The sequence below is a fragment of the Streptomyces sp. NPDC001843 genome (assembly GCF_042891955.1).
Taxonomy (GTDB): Bacteria; Actinomycetota; Actinomycetes; order Streptomycetales; family Streptomycetaceae; genus Streptomyces.
Map to the genome: position 1 here is coordinate 1,082,206 of NZ_JBIATQ010000001.1, position 19,726 is coordinate 1,101,931.

General features: G+C 70.6%; 17 protein-coding genes and 1 tRNA gene. 9 read left to right on the plus strand and 9 right to left on the minus strand.

Annotated features, from left to right (window positions below):
• Nucleotides 1-145: 145 nt before the first annotated feature.
• Entirely contained in the window at nt 146-706 is a 561-nt protein-coding gene (locus ACFYZQ_RS05015) for a GNAT family N-acetyltransferase (protein ID WP_389141648.1), read from the plus strand.
• Between the two features lie 24 nt (nt 707-730).
• Here ACFYZQ_RS05015 and ACFYZQ_RS05020 read toward each other — a convergent pair whose 3' ends face one another.
• From ACFYZQ_RS05020 to ACFYZQ_RS05035, 4 genes are all read right to left on the minus strand, one after another.
• The gene (locus ACFYZQ_RS05020; RefSeq protein ID WP_389141650.1) at nt 731-2,167 is read right to left on the minus strand and encodes a Cys-Gln thioester bond-forming surface protein; all 1,437 of its coding nucleotides are present in this window, start codon (nt 2,165-2,167) and stop codon (nt 731-733) included.
• 196 nt (nt 2,168-2,363) lie between these two features.
• Nucleotides 2,364-2,831, minus strand: a complete 468-nt coding sequence (locus ACFYZQ_RS05025) for a single-stranded DNA-binding protein (protein ID WP_389141652.1) — start codon at nt 2,829-2,831, stop codon at nt 2,364-2,366.
• Between the two features lie 183 nt (nt 2,832-3,014).
• Nucleotides 3,015-5,324 carry a GTPase gene (locus ACFYZQ_RS05030; protein ID WP_389141654.1) on the minus strand — a complete coding sequence of 770 codons (2,310 nt, stop codon included), beginning with the start codon at nt 5,322-5,324 and terminating at the stop codon, nt 3,015-3,017.
• Nucleotides 5,325-5,327: 3 nt separating this feature from the next.
• Nucleotides 5,328-6,935 (minus strand): dynamin family protein, encoded by a 1,608-nt coding sequence (locus tag ACFYZQ_RS05035; RefSeq protein ID WP_389141656.1) that lies wholly within the window; start codon nt 6,933-6,935, stop codon nt 5,328-5,330.
• 267 nt (nt 6,936-7,202) lie between these two features.
• Between ACFYZQ_RS05035 and ACFYZQ_RS05040 the strand changes: the two genes are divergently transcribed.
• Nucleotides 7,203-7,278, plus strand: a tRNA-Arg gene (locus ACFYZQ_RS05040).
• 75 nt (nt 7,279-7,353) lie between these two features.
• On the opposite strand, the gene ACFYZQ_RS05045 is transcribed toward ACFYZQ_RS05040, so the two are convergent.
• Entirely contained in the window at nt 7,354-7,512 is a 159-nt protein-coding gene (locus tag ACFYZQ_RS05045) for a hypothetical protein (RefSeq protein ID WP_389141658.1), read from the minus strand.
• A 339-nt stretch (nt 7,513-7,851) separates the two neighbouring features.
• Between ACFYZQ_RS05045 and ACFYZQ_RS05050 the strand changes: the two genes are divergently transcribed.
• On the plus strand, nt 7,852-8,208 hold the full coding sequence (locus ACFYZQ_RS05050; protein ID WP_389141660.1) for a darcynin family protein: 357 nt from the start codon (nt 7,852-7,854) through the stop codon (nt 8,206-8,208).
• Between the two features lie 594 nt (nt 8,209-8,802).
• Here ACFYZQ_RS05050 and ACFYZQ_RS05055 read toward each other — a convergent pair.
• Both ACFYZQ_RS05055 and ACFYZQ_RS05060 read right to left on the minus strand, forming a co-directional pair.
• Complete coding sequence (locus tag ACFYZQ_RS05055; RefSeq protein ID WP_389141662.1) at nt 8,803-9,510, minus strand: NAD(P)-dependent oxidoreductase; 708 nt, start codon at nt 9,508-9,510, stop codon at nt 8,803-8,805.
• Nucleotides 9,507-10,499, minus strand: coding sequence for an EamA family transporter (locus ACFYZQ_RS05060; protein ID WP_389141664.1), 993 nt, complete (start codon nt 10,497-10,499; stop codon nt 9,507-9,509). Before ACFYZQ_RS05060 ends, ACFYZQ_RS05055 begins: the two co-directional genes overlap by 4 nt.
• Nucleotides 10,500-10,579: 80 nt before the next feature.
• On the opposite strand from ACFYZQ_RS05060, the gene ACFYZQ_RS05065 reads away from it, so the two are divergent.
• Nucleotides 10,580-11,479: a LysR family transcriptional regulator gene (locus tag ACFYZQ_RS05065; RefSeq protein ID WP_389141909.1), complete on the plus strand. Its 900-nt coding sequence runs from the start codon at nt 10,580-10,582 to the stop codon at nt 11,477-11,479.
• A 51-nt stretch (nt 11,480-11,530) separates the two neighbouring features.
• On the opposite strand, the gene ACFYZQ_RS05070 is transcribed toward ACFYZQ_RS05065, so the two are convergent.
• Entirely contained in the window at nt 11,531-12,412 is an 882-nt protein-coding gene (locus tag ACFYZQ_RS05070) for an SDR family oxidoreductase (RefSeq protein WP_389141666.1), read from the minus strand.
• Nucleotides 12,413-12,500: 88 nt separating this feature from the next.
• Between ACFYZQ_RS05070 and ACFYZQ_RS05075 the strand changes: the two genes are divergently transcribed.
• The 5 genes from ACFYZQ_RS05075 (at nt 12,501) to ACFYZQ_RS05095 (ending at nt 17,875) form a co-directional block, all read left to right on the plus strand.
• Entirely contained in the window at nt 12,501-13,079 is a 579-nt protein-coding gene (locus ACFYZQ_RS05075; protein ID WP_389141668.1) for a TetR/AcrR family transcriptional regulator, read from the plus strand.
• Between the two features lie 126 nt (nt 13,080-13,205).
• On the plus strand, nt 13,206-13,640 hold the full coding sequence (locus ACFYZQ_RS05080; protein ID WP_389141670.1) for a VOC family protein: 435 nt from the start codon (nt 13,206-13,208) through the stop codon (nt 13,638-13,640).
• Between the two features lie 756 nt (nt 13,641-14,396).
• Entirely contained in the window at nt 14,397-15,716 is a 1,320-nt protein-coding gene (gene ccrA / locus ACFYZQ_RS05085) for a crotonyl-CoA carboxylase/reductase (protein WP_389141672.1), read from the plus strand.
• Between the two features lie 480 nt (nt 15,717-16,196).
• Entirely contained in the window at nt 16,197-17,015 is an 819-nt protein-coding gene (locus tag ACFYZQ_RS05090) for an IPT/TIG domain-containing protein (protein WP_389141674.1), read from the plus strand.
• Between the two features lie 275 nt (nt 17,016-17,290).
• Complete coding sequence (locus ACFYZQ_RS05095) at nt 17,291-17,875, plus strand: ATP-binding protein (protein WP_389141676.1); 585 nt, start codon at nt 17,291-17,293, stop codon at nt 17,873-17,875.
• A gap of 456 nt (nt 17,876-18,331) precedes the next feature.
• Here ACFYZQ_RS05095 and ACFYZQ_RS05100 read toward each other — a convergent pair whose 3' ends face one another.
• Complete coding sequence (locus ACFYZQ_RS05100) at nt 18,332-19,654, minus strand: macrolide family glycosyltransferase (protein ID WP_389141678.1); 1,323 nt, start codon at nt 19,652-19,654, stop codon at nt 18,332-18,334.
• Between the last annotated feature and the right edge of the window lie 72 nt (nt 19,655-19,726).

Below are 19,726 nucleotides of genomic sequence, written 5' to 3' on the forward strand. Positions count from 1 at the left end.
GCCGTCGGTCGCCGTCGGCCGGCCTCGTGGGCCTCGGACGGAGCAGGGAGGGCCCAGGGACGGCCCGGGGAGCCGCCGCGCTGGAAGCGACCGGGATCTTCGCATAACCCGGAGACCGCGGCCCGGCCCGTGCAGGATGAGTCCCATGAACACATCGCCCACGCTGTCCGCCACGGAGATCACCTCGGATCGGCTGCGGCTGCGCAAAGCACACGACGCCGACCGCGACGGACTCATCGAGCTCATGACCGATCCGCAGGTCCGGTTATACCTGGGTGGCCCGAGGCCCCGGGACGCCGTCGAGCAGTACCTCGACGCGACCGGTACCCCCGGCGTCACCGACAAGCCCGGCGCGTTCGTCATCGCCGACAGGACGACCGACCGGCTCATCGGGACCCTTCTGCTCGCCCGACGTCCCGCGGAGCTTCCCGGACACGTCACCGAGGAGGGCTGGGAACTGGAACTGAGCTACGTACTACGACGCGACGCCTGGGGCGCTGGGCTGGCGTTCGAGGCCGCCACGGCCGCGTTGCGCGGCGCCGCCGACGAGCTGCCCGACCAGCCGGTCCTGGTGGTGACCCAGACGGCCAACGAGCGTTCGCTCAAGCTCGCCGCCCGCCTCGGCTTCCGGCGCACGGGCACCTTCGAAGCGTACGACGCGGAGCAAACCCTCGCCGCGACCGATCTCCACTCGTTCAGAACCTGACCGGCCCGGGTCAGGACGACACGCTCAGCGTCCCGTCGACTCCCGCCTCCGCAGCAGCACCAGCACCCCGCCGCCGATCACCACCAGGCCGATGGCCGTTCCCGCGATCAGGGGCGTCACGGTGGACCCGCCGGTCGCGGCGAGGTTAGTGCCGCCGGCCGTGCCGCCCACCGACGCGGGGCTGGGTTCGCTGAGGGTCCGAATGGCGTTGCCCGTCTCGGCCGACTGGGTGCGGCAGTCCAGGACGCCGGTGAAGCGCTGCTGGAAGCCGTTCGGACCGGTGATCGTGAAGTCGTAGGCCTGGTCCTCCTGGAGGGGGACCGTCACCGTGCGTGAGGCGGCCGCGGGGATCGTGTACCCGGTGTCCATCAGGTCGAAGGTGAACGGCTCGTCGCCCGTGTTGGCGCCGTTGATGTCCAGGCTGCCCTTGGCGCAGTTCTCGGCGGCCGACAGTGCCGGTATCGCGCCCTTGGCCGCCCAGTCGGCGCTCGCGGTGGCGGAGACCGTCGACTCGCTGGAGCCGGCCAATATCTGGGTCTGGCTGCGGCTGTCGGAGGTGAAGGCGCGGCCGACCGGGACGGTGGTCGACGCCTGGACGGTCAGTTCGGCCGAACCTCCCCCGCTGCTGAACGCGTGGGCGGTGCCCCCAGCGGCCTTTTCGGGGACGTCGAAGAACAGGCGGCCGCCGTTCGATGTCGAGGTGACCGGTTTGCCGGTGCCGTCCACGATGCGGACGCCGGTGATCGCCGCGTCCGCCGGTGGTGTCACCGTCACGCTGCGCGCGTTGGTGTGCACGGTCACCGGTCCGAGCAGTCCGCCGGGCCGACCGGAGACCGCGGGCGGGTCGAGCGTCAGGGAGGCCTCGGGCTCCGCCTGGGAACGGGCGCTCTTCTGCAGGTAGTCGGCGAGCTTCTCGGCCTGCGGGTCGACTGCGTCGACGTCGGCGCCGTCGGAGTAGCGCCAGATGGCGACCTGCGTGCCGGCCGCGGCGTCCTGCTCGGTGAGGCCACGGACGCCGGCCCGGTGCGCGAGCGCCGCGAGGTCGTTGACCTGGGGGTAGGAGTTCTGCAGGATCCAACGGATCCGCCCGGCGTCCTTGTTGGTGCCGAGCGAGGTCCCGCTCCAGGGAGTCTCCTGGTACTTGGCGTCCTTCTGCGTGGGGTTGTGCAGGTCGACGCAGTACGTCTGCAGGGTGCCGCCACCCTCGACGGACATCTCGAACAGGCCGGCGGACACCCGCTGGTCTCCGCCGTCCCCATGGATCACGGCCTCGCCGTAGGTCTTCAGGCCGCCTATGGTGGCGGTCGCCCCGGCCTGCTGCTGCGGTGTTCCGTCCGCGGCGGCCGTACCGGCCCCGGCGAGCAGCCCGGCGGCCACCAGCCCGGTGACCAGGGTCGCCGCAGCGGCGCGGACCGGCCCGCGTCCGCGCGTGGGCCGCGCGAACGCCGTGACGAACCCCAAGGGCCCAGAGAACGCAGAAAGCACTAAATTCCCCTTCGAGCAGGACCCGTCGACGTGGGGGGCACGGTCCCACCAGCAGAATCAGCAGCCCCGAGAGCTACGCCCGGCATCTTATGGATCAAGCGCACCGCGCTCAGCGGTCATTTCGTCGGATGACCGATCCGACTCGGAATCGTTATCGCCGCTGTGGCTGACGTCACGTCACCGCCGCTGGTTCCGGCTCCCGTTGGGCGGCCGCGTCGGAGTCGGCGCCCGCGGGCGGGGTCTCCCAGTTGGGTTCCGGTCGTCGCGGGAGTTCCGCCTCCTGCTTCGGCGTGCGCAGGAACGCCGAGGTGCCGCGCGCCAAGTCGTGACCGATCGACACCGCGTCGATGTCCGCGGAGACCCATTTCTGCCCGTCGCGCGTCTCCTCACGCACCTTCAGCCTGCCGTGGACGACGACGGGATCGCCCAGGTTCAGTGAGGCCGCCGCGTTGCCGGCGAGCTGCCGGTTGGCCCACACGGTGAAGTAGTTCGTGCTGCCGTCCGTCCACGCGCTCTTCTCGCGGTCCCAGTAGCGTGGCGTCGCCGCCAGCCGGAACCGTGCCGACGGCCCCGAGGCCAGATCGCGGTACGCCGGCTTCGTCGCCACGTTGCCCACCACGCACACCATCGTCTCGTTCATCGCGGATCCCTCCCTCGCCCGGCGGCTCCCGCCGGACGGATACGCGTACGGGCCCGTCCCGTACGGCTGCGTCCGATGTCAGACTGCCGCCGTCGGGCCGGGCCCGCCGAGCGCTGTGGACCACCGGCCGACTGTGGATGACTCCGTCGCCCGGACGAGTGGTTCACATTCCTCCCGCCGGGGTCAGAGCATCGTGGCCCCCGTCCTTGCGACCCGGCCGTACTGCTCCCGCACCTCCTGGTATCGCAGCAGCTCCGCGGCCACCGGATCGAGCACCCGGGCCCGGCCGCAGCCCGCGGCCGCCTCCCGCAGCCGGCGTTCCGCCTCCAGCCCGTACCGCCGCGCCGGGCCGCGGGCCGCCATCCGGCAGCCCCACTCGACGATCGGCCCGCCGATGATGCCGCACACCATCAGCAGCACCGGCACGCCCAGGTTGGGCGTCATGACGCCGACGATCTGTCCCAGCAGCCACAGTCCGCCCACGATCTGCAGGATGGTCATGGCCGCCTGGACCATCACGGCCACCGGCCACCAGCCCGGCCGCGGCGGCCGCCCGGGCGGCAGTCCGGCCCGCGCCGCCAGCTCGTCCAGTGCCTCCGGCAGCCCCTGGGAGCCGCGTACGGCCGCCTCGCGCACCGCCTGCGCCCAGGGCGTGGGCAGCCCCTCCGAGGCCCGGTCGGAGACCGTGCGCACCGCCTGCTCGACCCGCTGGCGTGCCGTGGCCTCCTCCTCCGCCTGCGGGGCCGCCTGAAGCCGTCCCGTCGTGGGTTCGCGCCGGCCCTGGCACCACCGCCACAGCCGCAGCCAGGGCGTTCCGCAGGCGCGGTTGGCATTGCGCAGCCAGGCGCGTTCGGCGGCCTCCCCGGCGGCGGTGGCACCCACGGCGTCCGCGAGCCGGGCGGCGAACTCCTCACGTGCCTCCTCGCTCAGCCCGACGCGCCGCCCGGTGGCGTACAGGGGCTGCAGCCGGGCCGCGGCGGCGTCCACGTCGGCCGCGACACGGCGGGCCGCCGCCCCGCGCTCGGCCACGAACTCCCCGAGCGCCTCGCGCAGATCACCGACGCCGTCCCCGGTGAGCGCGGACAGGGCGAGCACGACCGCGCCCGGTTCGCCGTACTCCCCCAGGGCCACACCGTCCTCGTCGAGCAGCCGCCGCAGGTCGTCCAGGACCTGGTCGGCGGCCTCGCCGGGCAGCCGGTCGACCTGGTTGAGGACGACGAACATGACCTCCGCGTGGCCGGCCAGGGGCCGCAGATAGCGCTCGTGGAGCACCGCGTCGGCGTACTTCTCGGGGTCGACGACCCAGATGACGGCGTCGACGAGCCGCAGGATGCGGTCCACCTGCTCGCGGTGCTCCACGGCCGCGGAGTCGTGGTCTGGCAGGTCGACCAGAACCAGTCCGCGCAGCTGGCCCTCGTTCTCCGGGCTGTTCACCGGGCGGCGGCGCAACCGCCCGGGGATGCCCAGCCGGTCGATGAGGGTCGCCGCGCCGTCGCTCCAGCTGCACGCGATGGGCGAGGCGGTGGTCGGCCGTCGTACGCCGGTCTCCGAGATGGCCACCCCGGCCAGCGCGTTGAACAGTGTGGACTTGCCGCTGCCGGTGGCGCCGGCGATGGCTACGACGGTGTGCTGGCCGGAGAGCTTGCGGCGGGCCACCGCCTCGTCCAGGACCCGGCCCGCCTCCGCGAGCGTCCGGCTGTCGAGGCGGGTACGGGAGAGGCCGACGAGTTCGCGCAGGGCGTCCAGGCGTGAGCGCAGCGGGCCGTCGTAGGCGAGGGGCGTGACCGGCTGCGCGGCGGGCTTCCTGGTCTCGAAGCCGGAGGGCTGGCCGGGGGGAGCGGTGCCGCCGGCCTCGGTCACCCGCCGGGCGATGAGGCCGTCGTCCCAGACGTCCGTGGCGTCGGGGGCCGGTTCCGGTTCGGAGGGTCCGTCGTCCCGCACGCGCGCGTGCTCCCCGCGCCTCCCGTGCTTCGTCTGTTCGCCCTCGCCGTCGCCGTCGCCGTCGCCGTCGCCGTCGCCGTCGCGGGAGATTTCTGCGGTGGCCTCGTCGGCGACGGGGTCCGTGACCTCCTCGGCGGCCTTGCCGGACTCCTTCGCCTGAGGCGGTGCAGGTGCTGGAGGTGCCGATGGTGCCGATGGTGCCGAAGGGGCCGGAGGCGCCGGTTCCCGGGCGACCACTTCACCGGTGGGCTCGGCCTGCCGCTGTTGGTCGATATGGCCGAGCTGACCGAGCTGACCGAGGCGGTCGAGACGGTCGACGCGGTCGATCTCCGCGTGTTCGTCGCGGTGCTCGCGCTCGGGGCGGTGGTCGGCGCTGTCACTTGAATCCCGGGAATCCCGCGTATCCCGGGAATCCCGCGCATCCCGTGTATCCCGTGTATCCCGCTCCGAAGGGTGATCGATATGGTCCATGTGGTCCATGTGGTCCATGTGGTCCATGCGACCCGTGGTCTCCATGTGGCCGGTGTGGTCCTGGTCAGTGACGGCAGTCACCGGTCATCTCTCCTTCTGCAGTACGGACAGCGCGGCGATGAGTTCTGCCTGCGGATCGGGATGGACCTCGAGCGCGTCGAGCGGGGCGAGGCGGCGTTCGCGTTCGCCGTGCATGATCCGGTCGACGTAGTCGGCGAGCAGCCGGCCGGCGCGGTCGCGCAGCCGCAGCGCGCCGTGGGCGCCGATCCGCTCGGCGAGTCCTTCGCCCGCGGAGCGCGCCCGGCGGCCGCCGAGCAGCGCGGTGGCGACCAGGGCGGCGACGATCTCCGGGTCCGGGGCGACGCTGCGGTCGAGCTCGCGCAGTTCGTCCTCGGCGTACTCCTCGAGCTCGCGCCGCCACCGCCGTACGGCGAGTCCGATGCGGTGCTCGGTGCTCTCCAGGGACGGATCCCGGTCCGCGAGTTCTGGGGCGCCCGCCGCGGGCTCGCGCCGCCAGGCGTCGTCGGCGCGTTCGTCGGCGGCCGTGACGGCGCACAGCAGCAGCGCGGCCAGGCTCTCCGCCAGGGTGTCGAGGAGTTCCCCGGCGGTGCAGTCCAGCGGGAAGGCACGCCAGCGCTTGAGCGCGTCCCCGGCGAGTACGGCCCCGGCCTGCAGTCGTCCCCGGACGCGCGCGTGCTCGCTGTCGTACGCCGCGTCGACGGCGGCCGTGAGCCGCAGCGCGGCCGCGTACTGGGCGGCGACGGCGCTGGCCAGCTCGGGCAGGCGTGATTTGAGCGAGTCGAGGAGGCCGTACACGGTGCGCGCCATGACGTGCTGCCGGTGGCCGCCGTCCTGCGCCTGCTGGACGAGCCAGGCCCGCAGCGCGGCCACGGCGGTGGCAGGAAGCAGACCCCCGCCCCAGGCCGACTCGGGCAGCTCGGGCACGGTGAACCGGGGTACGTCACCGAGCCCGGCCTTGGCGAGCAGCGCCCCGTACTGCCGCGAGACCTCGGAGACCACCTGGTGGGGCACCCGGTCGAGAACGGTCACCAGGGTGACGTCGTACTCCTTGGCGGTCCGCAGCAGGTGCCAGGGCACCGCGTCGGCGTACCGGGCGGCCGTCGTCACCATCACCCAGATGTCGGCCGCGCAGATGAGTTCGGCGGCCAGGGTCCGGTTGTCGGCGACGAGGGAGTCGATGTCGGGCGCGTCGAGCAGGGCGATTCCGCGCGGGAGGCTGTCGGTGGTCTCGATCCGCAGCACGCGCGCGGGATCGTCGCGGGGGATGGGAAGGTCGTCCCCCGGGTCCTGTTTCGGGGCCCATGCGCGCGTGAGATCTGGCAGCACCCGCATACCGCTGAACCAGTGATGGTCCTCCGGGTTGCAGACCAGTACCGGCGTCCGGGTCGTCGGCCGCAGCACGCCCGCCTCGCTGACCCGACTCCCCACGAGGGAGTTGACCAGCGTCGACTTGCCCGCCCCGGTCGAACCACCCACCACTGCCAGCAACGGCGCGTCGGGCTCCCGCAAGCGGGGCACCAAGTAGTCGTCGAGCTGCGCGAGTAGTTCGTCGCGGTTGGCACGCGCGCGTGGAGCGCCCGCCAGGGGCAGCGGGAAGCGTGCGGCGGCGACACAGTCGCGCAGGGCGGAGAGTGCGTCGAGTAGCTGAGGCCGTACGTCCAAGGTCACCACATGCGAAGAATGCCCAATTTCGGGGTAATTCTGAAGCATATAGACATGTCTGCGCGCCGAGTGGACAGAACGGACCTAAGGGATGACTGGGACGGAGGCACAGGCCAGGCATAACGAGTGCACAACACCAGGCGCCGTCGGACCCCAAAAGCGATGCACGATTCGTACCTGCCTGCGATTATCAGGACCGCTTCACCGAACCTCCACATCGAGCCACGGAGGCGAAGCAACCGGGACAAGGTTCCAGGAGCCCTATCCTTGTCCCCGGCCCCCGTAGCTCAGTGGATAGAGCAGGCGCCTTCTAAGCGCTTGGCCGCAGGTTCGAGTCCTGCCGGGGGCGCCACCTGCCACCAGCACAAACGCCCCGGAGGGGATCTTCCCTCCAGGGCGTTTCGCGTCTATGACGGCAACGGCCCCGTCACCCGTCTGCCAGCAGGCTCCCCAGCCGATCAAGGGCGGACCGCTTCTCGGCCAGGGCGGCGTGCGCGTGGATGTTCATGGTCACATCCAGCGCGCCGTGCCCGACGAAGTCCCGGACGATATGCGGCGGGATACGGATGCCGAGCAGCAGGGTCACGCAGGTGTGGCGGAGATCGTGAAAGCGGACCTTCAGGCCCAGCCGCTCACGGATCGGGGGGAAGAGTCCCGGTTCAGGTTCCGTGGCTCGATCGGTGTCCCCGCCAGGTGGTGAAAACGAGGCCGGTTTCCACCCACGGATCGCCCGCGGCCCCGCGGACCCGCGCCCCTCGGCCTGGCGCTCACGGTGCCGGCGCTCGCGGTGCCTGCCTGGCGGCCCGCTTTCACACCAGCCGGCCCGCCGCCCGCGCCCACGGCTGCCGAGTCCGCCGGCTCCAGCCCAAAGCCGCTACGCCGATCGGGCGGCATGCGCCGCGACTGTTGATCCAGAATGGTGCGCATGAGCGATGTCAAACCGCGACCGCGGTTCACGATATTTGTCCACCTCACAGCTTTACCCGCGTGGCTGGCGCTCGGGCGCCCTGAGCGTCGGCGGGTCATCACCGAACATGTGCAGCCCTTGTTGGAGAAGCACGATGCCGTCCAGGTTCGTTGGTTCGATGCTGAGGCATGGGCCGCCGCTCCGTCCGACGTCCTAGTCGCCGAGACCAACGACCTGACCGCATGGTCCGACTTGTTCGAAGGTCTTCGCGACAGCCCACTGTGGAGCGTGCCCTACTTCAGGGTGGAGATGGTACTTCCGGCCATCGAGGACGGCTTCGCCGACTACGAGCGCCGAACTGGGCAGCGGAGCTAAACCTCGATTCATCGCCGCGTCGGCAGTGACGGCAGTCATGACGCCGACGACGACGGACGGCAGCAGCACCGAGCGGCCCGGCACAGCGGCAGGGGCCCACCGGGCCGCCTCATGGCGGACTGCCCGCATCTTCTATGCGTTGGCCGCAGTTCAAGTCCTGCCGGGGGCGCCCACGCCCCACCTCCTTCGGGAGGGCGTGCTGGCCAGTGTGTGCAGCACTGGCCACGCCGTAGCCCCGGGACGCCTTGTAGTCGATCAAGGGCAGACTCCGGGGCTGTCCGGCTGTCACCGGGCTTTCGCGGGTGGCCATGTCGAATACGTGTCGGAGTTTCCCGACCGGTCGAAGATCAGCCGGCGTCCGGCACGTCCGGCTCCGGAGATCGCCCGCGGCCTCCAGCCGCCGTTGCACACCCGCCGACTGCCCGTCGGCGCAGCGAGTGTAGGCGGCCAGGAGGACGGCGACGCCCATTCCCGCCCCCTTGCCACCCGGGCGGGCGGGTACCGTCGTCGAGTCACTTCGTCAGGCGCGCGTTCTGGTTGCCGTACACGCGCCGCCCTCTGTGCGGCTCGAAGACGTGCAGGGGCGGTACGGCCCTACGCGCGCTGGTGGACGACCGTGATGTGGTGGTCGGGACCAGGGGTCTCGAGTTCGTCGATCACGGCAACGGCCAGGTCCTCGGTGCTGATCCAGGATCGGCCGTCGGCGCTGACGAGCAAGGTGTCGGTGCCGCGCCGATAGCGGCCGGTTCGTACGCCGGGTTCGAGCAGGGCCGGTGGACTCAGGTAGACGCAATCGGCATCGGCGTGGGACTGGCAGGCACGTAGTTGGGCGACTCCGGCGGCGGCGACGGCCCTGATGTCGGCGGGCACGTACGCCGGGTTGTCGGCGACCAGCAGATCACGGTCGTCGGGGCTGCGTAATGCGCCGGCGCCGCCGATGACGAGGACGCGGATCCCGAGCCGTGCGGCGATGTCCAGCACCGTACGGGTGGTGGCGACCAGGAACTTGTGGTCGACCGGCATGGTCCGCACGGTCAGTACCACGGCGTCCGCGGCGGCGAGGGAGGCGGTGTCTGCGGCGCATGGCGCCGTACGCCGCCGCCCTGCGAGTGCCTCGCGTACGGCATCAGGGTCGTTCGCGTCGACCGCGACCGGCGTCACGTTCGGGTTCGCCGGGTTCTCACCCGCGGGTTTCCGGGACAGGGCGATCACCCGGTGTCCGCGTGCGCCGGCCTCGTCGATCACCCGGCTGCCGACCATCCCGGTGGCGCCCAGGACGGCGATCGTCATGCTTGTCTTCATCGGGTTCGTCCTTCTCGTACACGGTCGTCGTGTTGTTCGGTCTGCTCGGATCGGGCTTCTGTCGCCCTGCCGCGCGCCATGCGGCCCGACAGGTTCGGTGAGTTGAGCTGCGCCGCGAGCAACGCCCCCAGGGCGAGGACGAAGCCGAGGGTCTGCAACGGGCTCAGTGACTCGCCCAGCGCGACGCCGATGACGGCCGCGACCAGCGGGGACAGCAGCACCAGCGGTGCGGACGCACCAACCGGCAGCTTTCCGATACCGCGGAACCACAGCGTGGACGCGACCAGTCCACCCACGCTGCCGAGCCACAGGTATCCGCCGGCGGCCCCGGCGTCGATGCGCGGCGGCGCCCCCTCGATCGCGAAGGCGAGAGGGAGCAACAGCAGGCCACCTGCGGTCAGTTGCCAGCCGGTCAGGGTCAGTGGACCGACCCCCGCGGGAAGGCCCCAGCGTTTGGTGAGGACGATCCCGGCGGCCATGGTGGCCGTACCGCCGAGACCGGCGAGGACGCCGACGGCGTCCAGCCGGGCCTGCGGCCCCAGTACGACGAGTCCGACGCCGACCACGCCGAGCACACCCCAGGTCAGTCGCCAGGCCGTCGGCCGGACGTGGAGCAGCGCGACGGCCAACCCGGCGACCATCAGCGGCTGGGTGGCGCTGAGGGTGGCGGCGACACCGCCGGGGAGTCGTTCGGCCGCGACGAACAGGAGCGGGTACAAGGCGCCGATGTTGAGTGCGCCGAGCACGATCGCCTTCCACCACCAGTCCCCGCGCGGGAGCACTCGGGTGATCGCCAGCGCGAGCAGCCCGCCGGGCAGGGCACGGAGCATCCCGGCGAACAACGGGTGCCCGGGCGGGAGCAGTTCCGTGGTGACGACGTACGTGGTGCCCCAGGACGCGGGAGCGAGTGCGGTCAGTGCCACCGTGGCCCACTGCCGCGCGTACGGGATCCGCGGCGGGCCGGACGCCCGCTCGGTCGAGGTATGCATGTGATGAAGTCTCAGAACCAAGCCGGTCATGAGTCCAACACATGCTTGTCATCGCAGCCATGAACCAGAACGATGGCCGCGTGGATCTCCAGCAGATGCGCTACGTCGTCGCCGTCGCCGAAACCCGTAACTTCACCCGCGCCGCGGAGCGTTGTTTCGTGGTGCAGTCGTCACTGAGTCACCGGATCGCCGACCTGGAACGGGAGCTCGGGGTCAAGCTGTTCGCCCGGTCCAGCCGGCGCGTCGAACTGACGCCTGCCGGAACGGCGTTCGTCGCAGGCGCACGCGAATGCCTGGCCGCCGCCGACCGGGCGGCCGCCGACGCCGCCGCCGCGACCGGCGTGGTACGCGGTCGGCTCGCCGTCGGCGTGATCGTGACGACGGCTGCCGTCGACGTACCCGAGCTGCTGCAGCGGTACCGCGCCCGGCATCCGGACGTCCGCGTCGCCCTCCGTTCCGGACGCAGCGATGAACTGGCGGCGGCCGTCCGGAACGGCGACCTGGACATCGCGTTCCTCGGCGTGCCGGAGAGTGAACCGCCTGTCGGCGTGGAGGCCGTTGTCCTCGGTCACGACGAGCACGTGCTGGTGGTGCCGGACGGCCACCGGCTGGCGGACGTGCCCCAGGTCACCCTGCAGGAGATCGCCGAAGAGACGTTCGTCGACTTCGTGGGCGGAACGCCGGCCCGGGCCCAGTCCGATCAGGCGTTCGCCGCCGCTGGCCTGACGCGCGACGTCGCCTACGAAGCCGGCGTCGTGGAGCTCATCACCCGGCTGATAGCGCGCGGGCTCGGCATCGCCCTGCTGCCGTCGGCGTTCATCCGGCCGCGGGCTGCTGACGACCCCGAACTGGCCCTGGTCCCGGTGGTGGACGGACCGCGTCGGACCGAGTACCTGGTGTGGAACCGCTTCAACCCGAGCCCGGCCACCCGGGCGATGCTCGACGTCCTCGGGGTGGGAGCGCCGTCGACAGTGACCTGAACCACGGCGGGGCACCCGGCAGGGGGACTGCCCGAACGTCCCGGTCGGCGGTCAGGGCTGGATGTTCTCCAGGTCCTCCAGAAGGCTGGGGTGCTTGGGCTCCCAGCCGAGCGTCTGCCGGGTGTACGCGCTGGACGAGGGCTGGTCGCTCGCGAAGATCTGGCCGAGGGGACCGAAGGTCTGCGCCGGCACCGACTCGACCGGCAGGCCCAGCCGTCGGCCGATGACCGTGGCGATGTCGCGCACCTTGTCCCCCTCGTCGGCCACGGCGTGCCAGGAGGTACCCGCTTCCGCCTGTTCCAGGGCGAGCCGGAAGAGGACTGCCGCGTCGAGCGCGTGCACGGCCGGCCAGCGCTGTGCGCCGTCGCCCGGGTAACCGGACACTCCGGTCCGGCGTGCGATGTCGGTCAATAGGCCGGCGAATCCGCCGGAACCCTGGTGGTGAACCGTGCGCGGCAGGCGTACGGCGCTGCTGCGGACCCCGTGCGAGGACAGCCCCAGGACCGACGTGACCGCACGGCCGCGACCGCCGACCGGCCCGTCGGTGGGCACCGGGTCGCTTTCGAGGGATGTGCGGCCCGGCACGGCGGGCGTACCCGAGACAGTGACGAAGGGACGGTCGCTGCCGACGAGTTCCTCGCCGAGGGCCGCGAGGGCGGCGCCCTCCTCCGCGACCGACTTCGCGAGGGTGTCGGGGCTGCTGAAGTCGTGGTCGAACGCGAGGTGGATCACCCCGTCGGTCCGGGCGGCGCCGGCGCGAAGGGTGTTCAGGTCGGCGAGGGCTCCCCGCAGGGGCTCGGCGCCGGCCGCCTCTACGGCCTGCGCGGATGCGTCGGAGCGGGCGAGCGCGAGGACGGTGTGGCCGTTGTCGAGCAGTTCGGCGACGACAGCGGAACCGATCAGACCGGTGCCGCCGGTGACGAAAACGCGCATGGGAAGCTCCCCCAGGAGTGATGGGACTCTTGTCCCGTCACTCTACCGCAGTGACGGGACAAGAGTCCCATCACTTAGGATGGTGACCATGGGCAGATGGGAACCGGGCGCACGCGAACGCCTCGTCGTGGCTGCCGTCGATCTGTTCACCGAGCAGGGGTACGACGCCACGACGGTCGCGCAGATCGCCGAGCGCGCAGGAGTCACCAAGAGCACCTTCTTCCGGCACTTCCCCGACAAGCGCGAGCTGCTGGTCGCCGGACAGGAGACGCTGAGCCGACTGCTGGCCGAGGGGATCGCCGACGCGCCCGCTGACGCCAGCCCGCTGGAGGCGGTCGCCGCCGGTCTGGAACGCGCGTCGAGCGCGATGGGCCCCATGAGCCGCGAGCTCGCACCTCGCCTGAAGGCGGCCGTCGCCGCCAGCGCCGAACTTCAAGAGCGTGACGCCCTCAAGAGCGTCAGCCTCGCGGCCGCGATGACGACGGCTCTGGTCGCCCGCGGCATACCCGATCCGACCGCGGCTCTGGCGGGCGAGCTGGGCGTCCTCGCGTTCAAACGGGGATACGCGCAATGGTCCGAGGGCGACCGCGACGGCAAGGACGAGCTCGCCCGGCACACCCTGGCGGCCCTGGACGAACTGCGTGCGGCGAGCACCTCGCTGGGCTGACCGGCAACCTCGTCCGCCGTTCACGGAACCGGGCCGGAGCCATTCTCGCGGCTGGTTGCGATGCGTGACAACGTACGGCCCCGAAAAGGGAGTTGGGCAACAGGTTGCCCCTGCTATGGTGCGCCGATGTCATCGATCAAGAAGTTCCAGGTCACCTTCGACTGCGCAGAGCCTGAGCGCGTCGCTCGCTTCTGGTGCGAGGTGTTGGGGTACGTCGTACCGCCGCCGCCGGAGGGGTTCGCCACGTGGGACGAGTTCGATCGCGCTCTGCCGCCTGAGCGGCAGGGGTCAGCGTTCGCCTGCATCGATCCCTCGGGGGTGGGCCCGCGGCTGTACTTCCAGCGCGTCCCCGAGGGCAAGGTCGTCAAGAACCGGGTACATCTCGATGTGCGCGTCGGCACCGGACTGGTGGGTGAAGAGCGCCTCGCCACGCTCGAAGCCGAGCGCGCGCGGCTGGAGGCGCTCGGCGCGACATGCGTGCAGGTGCTGCTTGCCGATGAGCACAATGAGTCGTGCATCGTGATGCAGGACGTCGAGGGCAACGAGTTCTGTCTCGACTGAGCATCCCGCGGGACTCCTGCGGGCCCGCTCCCAGGGGCGCAAGGTCGGCGGGCCTGGGAGAGTTCGGGATGTCGTCGGGGCGTACGAGGCCGTACTCGCCCAGGGCGGTGCCCGGTCCGCCCTGGGCGTCGGCGAACTGGAAGGACTGACCGGCCACGGTGACGTAGGACTCGCTGTCGGCGGCGTCTTCGCGCGCCGTGACCGCGCTCCGCCGGTCCAGGATCCGCTCCACCGTTCCTTTCGATCACCGAGCGGGGCTGTCGGCAGCCGCTGATTCCGTTGACGATGTGTTGATGTCGATGTGATTGCCCGTGCCGCAATACGGCACCACTGGTGCTGGCTGGATTCTGGCACGGCCCGGTGCGACCGGTGTGGCTTATTAAGTGCACAGTCATAAGACGCGAGAAAAGCAGCAGAAGGTGCAATTTTCGTTCAGTGAGTGGTGGGAAACGACACCGCTTGGCCCTGATCCCGCCTCGCGGAGCGGTACGGCGTGGCGCGTCACCCGTCGGGCCCACTTGTACGGGCATGCAGCCAGGCGTGTTCTCCCCATGGGCGGGCTGATCCGCCGGGTCCGGTGGACCCGTGACACGTGGCACCACTCTGTTGCCTGGGCCCTTTTGCAGGACATTGCGGTTGCGGCATCAACGGGGCGGATGCTTGCTAGAGATCAGTTCCGAGTGAAGACCGGCGTCCGTCGAGCGGGCGCCGCGACATCCGCCCGAGGGAGTCCTGATGCAGTCCTCCATGTCTGACATGCCTGACATGTCTGAAGCAGTCATCGCAGAGGCCGGCGCCGCGGACCTGGAGTCCCTCCCTGTGCCGGAGTACTTTCCCGCCGCCACGGTCCGGGCGGAGGACGTCGACACCTTCCGGTCCGTGGAGGACAAGGACGTCCGGAAATCCCTCGCGGTCACCCAGGTTCCCATGCCGGAACTGGCCCCCGACGAGGCCCTCATCGCCGTCATGGCGAGCTCGGTGAACTACAACACCGTGTGGACCGCGATGTTCGAGCCGGTCCCGACGTTCCAGTTCCTCAAGCAGATGGGGAAGGCGGGGGGCTGGGAGGCCCGGCACGATCTCCCGTACCACATCGTGGGGTCCGACGCGGCGGGCGTCATCGTCCGTACCGGCTCCTCCGTGCGCAGATGGAACGTGGGTGATCACGTGGTGATCTCACCCGCGTACGTCGACGAGCAGGACCCGGACACCCATCGGGACGGGATGCTCGGTGAGGGGCAGAAGGCCTGGGGTTTCGAGACGAACTTCGGCGGCCTCGCGCACTACGCGATCGTGCGGGCCAGCCAGTTGATGCCGAAGCCCGCCGCCCTGAGCTGGGAGGAGGCCGCGGTCAATCCGCTGTGCGCGAGCACCGCCTACCGCATGCTGGTCAGTGAGCGCGGGGCCCGGATGAAGCAGGGCGACGTCGTTCTCGTCTGGGGTGCCACCGGCGGCCTGGGCGCCTATGCCGTCCAACTCGTCCTCAACGGGGGCGGCATCCCCGTCGGTGTCGTCAATTCCGCCGAAAAGGCGGAGCTCCTCAGATCTCTCGGGTGCGAAGCCGTCATCAACCGCTCGGACATCGAGGAGGGAGATCCCACCCTCCTCCAGCAGCCCGAGGGCTGGAAGAGAATGGGCCGGGCCATTCGGGACGTCGTCGGCGAGGACCCGCACATCGTGTTCGAGCACGTCGGCAAGAAGACCTTCGCGGCGTCGGTCTTCCTCGCCAGACGGGGCGGCACCGTCATCACCTGCGGGTCCAGCACGGGTTACGAGCACCTCTACGACAACAGGTACCTGTGGATGCGACTGAAGAAGATCATCGGAAGCCACGGTGCCAACCTGCACGAGCAGTGGGAGGTCAACCGGCTGATCGCGCTCGGACATCTGGTTCCCGCGCTGTCCAGGACCTACACCCTGGACGAGGTGGGTGCGGCGGTGCGCAGCGTCCAGACCAATGAGCACATCGGCAAGGTCGGGGTGCTGTGCCTCGCGCCGCGGCCCGGGATGGGGGTCACCGATCCGGAGGCCAGGTCACGTATCGGCGAGGAGCGTCTCCACGCGTTCCGCAGGTGACGGCCGTGCCCTGGCGGACCGGCTCGCGCGGCGGGCCGGTCCGCCGGGTTTTGCCATCCGGACAGCAGGCCCGGCCGTAGTGCACGCTCCCCCGTTCGGGTGACATCCGCGGAGGGGCCTTGTTCGCACGCCCAATCGCGAAGTATCACTGAAATACCGGCGGGCAGCCCATCCGCGCCGGACAGCGCGACATCTCGAATGTCCGCCGGTCTGCGGAGCTGCCCAGCTCTTACGGCGTCGTGGTGCCCACATTGACGCGGCAAGCAGGCCACACGGTGGTCCGCTCCCAGGGCCACTTTCACTCAGCGAGCCGTTCCGATGCGTGTCTCTCAGTGAGCAGACCCACTTCTGACAAAGCCGACGACATCACAGGGCTCGTCCCTCTCGCGCGATCAGGGGTCGACGCTGCCTGCTCCCGTGTGAACGTACACCGGCGCCATCGGGCGGATCAGTCACCGACAACTCCTCCAGGAGACCAACATGTCAGCGAATCTGCTGCCCGGCCTGCCCGCCGTCCTCACCCAGCCGACCCTGTTCGCCGCCGTGCCGGGCTTCGGGCCCACCACGGGCGGGAACCAGGTGCTGCTCATCGGTGCCAACCTCGCCGGAGCCACCTCCGTCACCTTCGGCGGTACACCGGCGACCATCGTGTCCCAGGACCCGTTCGGCTTCCTGCTCGTCGTCACCGCGCCCGCGCACGCCGCGGGCAACGTCCCGGTCGTCGTCACGACGCCCGCCGGCACCAGCTCTCCCGCCAACTACACCTACATCGCCCCGCCGGTCACACCGCCGCCGACCGTCGTCGGTATCACCCCGCCGACCGGACCGACAACCGGCGGTACGCCGTTCACCATCGTGGGCACCAACCTCACGGGCGCGTCGGTCACCTTCAACGGGGTGCCGGCCACCAACGTCAACGTCATCGGCGGAGTGGTCCTGACCGGCCTGACGCCTCCCGGGGCCGCGGGCAACGCGACGGTCCAGGTGACCACCCCGGCGGGCAGCGTGACCGTCCCCGGAGGCTTCACCTACGTGGCCCCCACCCCGCCGACCGTGACGTCCATCATTCCGACGACCGGACCGGTCGCGGGCGGTACGCCGTTCGTGATCACCGGCTCGAACCTGACCGGAGCCCAGGTCACCTTCGGGGGCGCGCCCGCGACCAACGTCGTCGTCGACCCCACCGGATCGTTCGTCGCCGGTCTGACGCCTGCCGGAGCGGCCGGTAACGCCGCGGTCGTCGTGACCACCCCCGCCGGGAGCGCGAACGTGACGGGCGGTTTCACCTACACCCCCTGACCCACAGCACCACAGCACCACAGCACCACCGGTGGCCCGGCCGACGGCCGGGCCACCGGCATGCCCGCGGGCAGCGCCGTCAGCGGACAGCGCCGTCAACGGATACCGCCCAAACGCATCCCTCTGTGGAGCGCGCACAGGGGCATTCGGACCATCCGACTAACCACTCCGAGCTCCCTGCGCCCACAATCACATCCCGAATTCCCCCCTCCTTTACGTTCTCCCTGGGTAGCGTCTAACTGCCCGTCACGGATTACCGCACCCGGGAGTCAAAGGTGGAAGAAGTCAATCAGCCCAGCTGTCTTTCCTCCGGCGCAACATGCCGATACCTGGATTTCCTGCACCGCATTCCGGGAACCTGTGCGCAGCTGAATACGTCCTTAGTCGACCAGGGCGCTGAAGCGATACTTCTCAGGCTGCCGTGCACAGCCAGGTCGGTGTCCGTCACACGGCGGCAGGTACACGAGGCCCTGCTGTCCTGGCAGGTCGGTCCCGCGGCGACGGACAGACTGCTCCTCGTGGTCTCCGAGCTGGTCACGAACGCCGTGCAGCATTCCGGCTCCACCGAACCGGCTTCCCGGAGCGGTGTCGGGGCCTACTTCGCACTGGCCGTGCGTTTGCTCATGGACCACATCCGGGTCGAAGTGCTCGACACCAACCGCAGTCTGCCGGTTCACCTCACCGCCCACGAGTACGCCGAGAGCGGAAGAGGAATGGGCATCATTCAGTACTGCACTCGAAGATGGGGAGCCGACAGACTGTGCGCGGGCGGAAAAGTGGTCTGGTGCGATGTGGATATGGACGAATATCCTTCTGATCGCGGCGACCTGCTGCAGGCACCCGCCTGGCGCGTGCGCTGATCTGACGTACGGGTTCCACAGACCGCGGGCCCACGCAAACCCATCATGCGCCCCGCGGTACGCCCCTCCAAAAGGGTGACAATATCTCACGTTGCTTGCGGGTATTTCCAGATCCTGCACTCATACCAGTAGTGGCAAGACTGCGCCCCCATCGAAACCGGGACACGCCCATGACAGCAATTCAGGCGACAGCAGACGAGAACTTCGACGAAGGGTGCCGCACCAGCCGGACGGCGCGCCCCGTCACCGTCGCCGACGCCGCGTCAGCACTCGCACCGCTGGACCTCGCGGTTCTGCGGAGGCTGCCGGCGGACGAACTGGAGCAGCAGCTGGAGGCCCGCTGGGCTCTGTACCGCCACCTGGACGCCGCATCCGGTGGACGGCACGGCCCGAGGCGGAGGGACCAGACGGGGGAGATCGAGGCGGCGCTGCTCGACCTGATCGGCTCACTGGTCATCAATGTGCACGAGGCAGAGGCGGGTCTGGCAGTCCGGCGCCGTGCGGCGCCCCCCGCACCACTCCCCGCGCCGCTCGGCACGACGCGCCGGCAGACGGCAAGGACGGCCGACCGTTCCTGACGGCCCGTTCCACGACGTCCGCGGCCGCCCGCGCACCACCGGCGGTCCGGACCTCCTGCCGCATCCTCCGCACCCGCGCCGCGATCCGGTCGTCGGAGACGACATCCAGGAACGCCTCACGAAGCGCCCCTGGTGTCAGTCCCTGCGGTGGGAGGCAGCGGCCGAGGCCGAGTCGCTCGACCTGGCGCGCGTTGACCATCTGCTCCGCCATCCGGGGGACGACCACCAGCGGAACCCCGTGGTACATGGCCTCCATGACGCTGCCCATCCCGCCGTGACCGATGAAGGCCCCGGCCTGGGAGAGGACGCTCAGTTGGGGGATGCGGCGCATGAGACGGAAGTTCTTCGCCACCGCGGACCCGTCCCGCGGACCGGTCCGGTCCGGACCGATCCGGTCCCCCACGGCCATGACCACCTCCCAGCCGACCGGCTCGAACGCTTCCACGCAGGCCTCGACGAACGAGGGGGAGACGTCGGGGGAGGAACCCATGGCGATCGCCAGCAGGGGCCGGTCCGCGCAGGACCGGTGCCAGTCCCCCTGGAAGCTCCGTGGTCCGAGCGCCGGCCCGACGAACGTGTGCGCCTCGCTGACCGTCTCGGGACGCCGCTGGAAGGACTTGACCGTGAACACCACGCCGGACGTCGGCTCGGTGAGGAAGGACTCGACGCCGGCGCCGACACCGTTGCTGCTCAGCAGTGAGTGGAAGGCGTCGTGGAACGCGGCCTGCCGGAGCGAGGAGACACCGCACATCTCGGTTTCCCAGCCGGCGTACGGAGCGTGACTGCAGTTGAGCTGCACGGCCGGAACGCCCATACGGTGCGCCGCCACCTGTCCGCCCCAGGCCAGCAGGTCGTGGAGGACGACGTCCGGTCTGTCCCGGGCGAAGACGTCGAGCAAGCGCGGTACCAGTTCGCTCGCCTGGCGGGCCAGCAGGAGCACCCCGGCCTCCAGGTCACCGTCCGGGATGGCGCCCACCGGCGGGCGGCCCACCAGGGGAAGGAAGAGGTCCGCGCCGGCCTCACGGACCGGCCCGGCGAACTCCTCGCTCGCCACGTAGGTCACGCGGTGCCCGCGCCGCACGAGTTCGCTCACGACCGCGAGAGTGGGCAGGACATGGCCTGGCTGCGGAATGGTGACTACGACGATGTGCGCGCCGAGCGCCTCCCCGGGCGGGCGGGACGGCTGAGCCTGCCATGTCACGGTGGCCCCTTTCGACCGCGGGTCGGCACGAGTACCCCCAGGTGCAATGCCAGCACAGAGGGCAGGCGACGG

Bases quoted from the DNA above. Each gene is read 5' to 3' on its own strand.
- ACFYZQ_RS05015 (WP_389141648.1), top strand. From the start codon at position 146: ATGAACACATCGCCCACGCTGTCCGCCACGGAGATCACCTCGGATCGG.
- ACFYZQ_RS05025 (WP_389141652.1), bottom strand. From the start codon at position 2,831: ATGAACGAGACGATGGTGTGCGTGGTGGGCAACGTGGCGACGAAGCCG.
- ACFYZQ_RS05050 (WP_389141660.1), top strand. From the start codon at position 7,852: ATGAGCGATGTCAAACCGCGACCGCGGTTCACGATATTTGTCCACCTC.
- ACFYZQ_RS05055 (WP_389141662.1), bottom strand. From the start codon at position 9,510: ATGAAGACAAGCATGACGATCGCCGTCCTGGGCGCCACCGGGATGGTC.
- ACFYZQ_RS05060 (WP_389141664.1), bottom strand. From the start codon at position 10,499: ATGCATACCTCGACCGAGCGGGCGTCCGGCCCGCCGCGGATCCCGTAC.
- ACFYZQ_RS05070 (WP_389141666.1), bottom strand. From the start codon at position 12,412: ATGCGCGTTTTCGTCACCGGCGGCACCGGTCTGATCGGTTCCGCTGTC.
- ACFYZQ_RS05075 (WP_389141668.1), top strand. From the start codon at position 12,501: ATGGGCAGATGGGAACCGGGCGCACGCGAACGCCTCGTCGTGGCTGCC.
- ACFYZQ_RS05080 (WP_389141670.1), top strand. From the start codon at position 13,206: ATGTCATCGATCAAGAAGTTCCAGGTCACCTTCGACTGCGCAGAGCCT.
- ccrA (WP_389141672.1), top strand. From the start codon at position 14,397: ATGCCTGACATGTCTGAAGCAGTCATCGCAGAGGCCGGCGCCGCGGAC.
- ACFYZQ_RS05090 (WP_389141674.1), top strand. From the start codon at position 16,197: ATGTCAGCGAATCTGCTGCCCGGCCTGCCCGCCGTCCTCACCCAGCCG.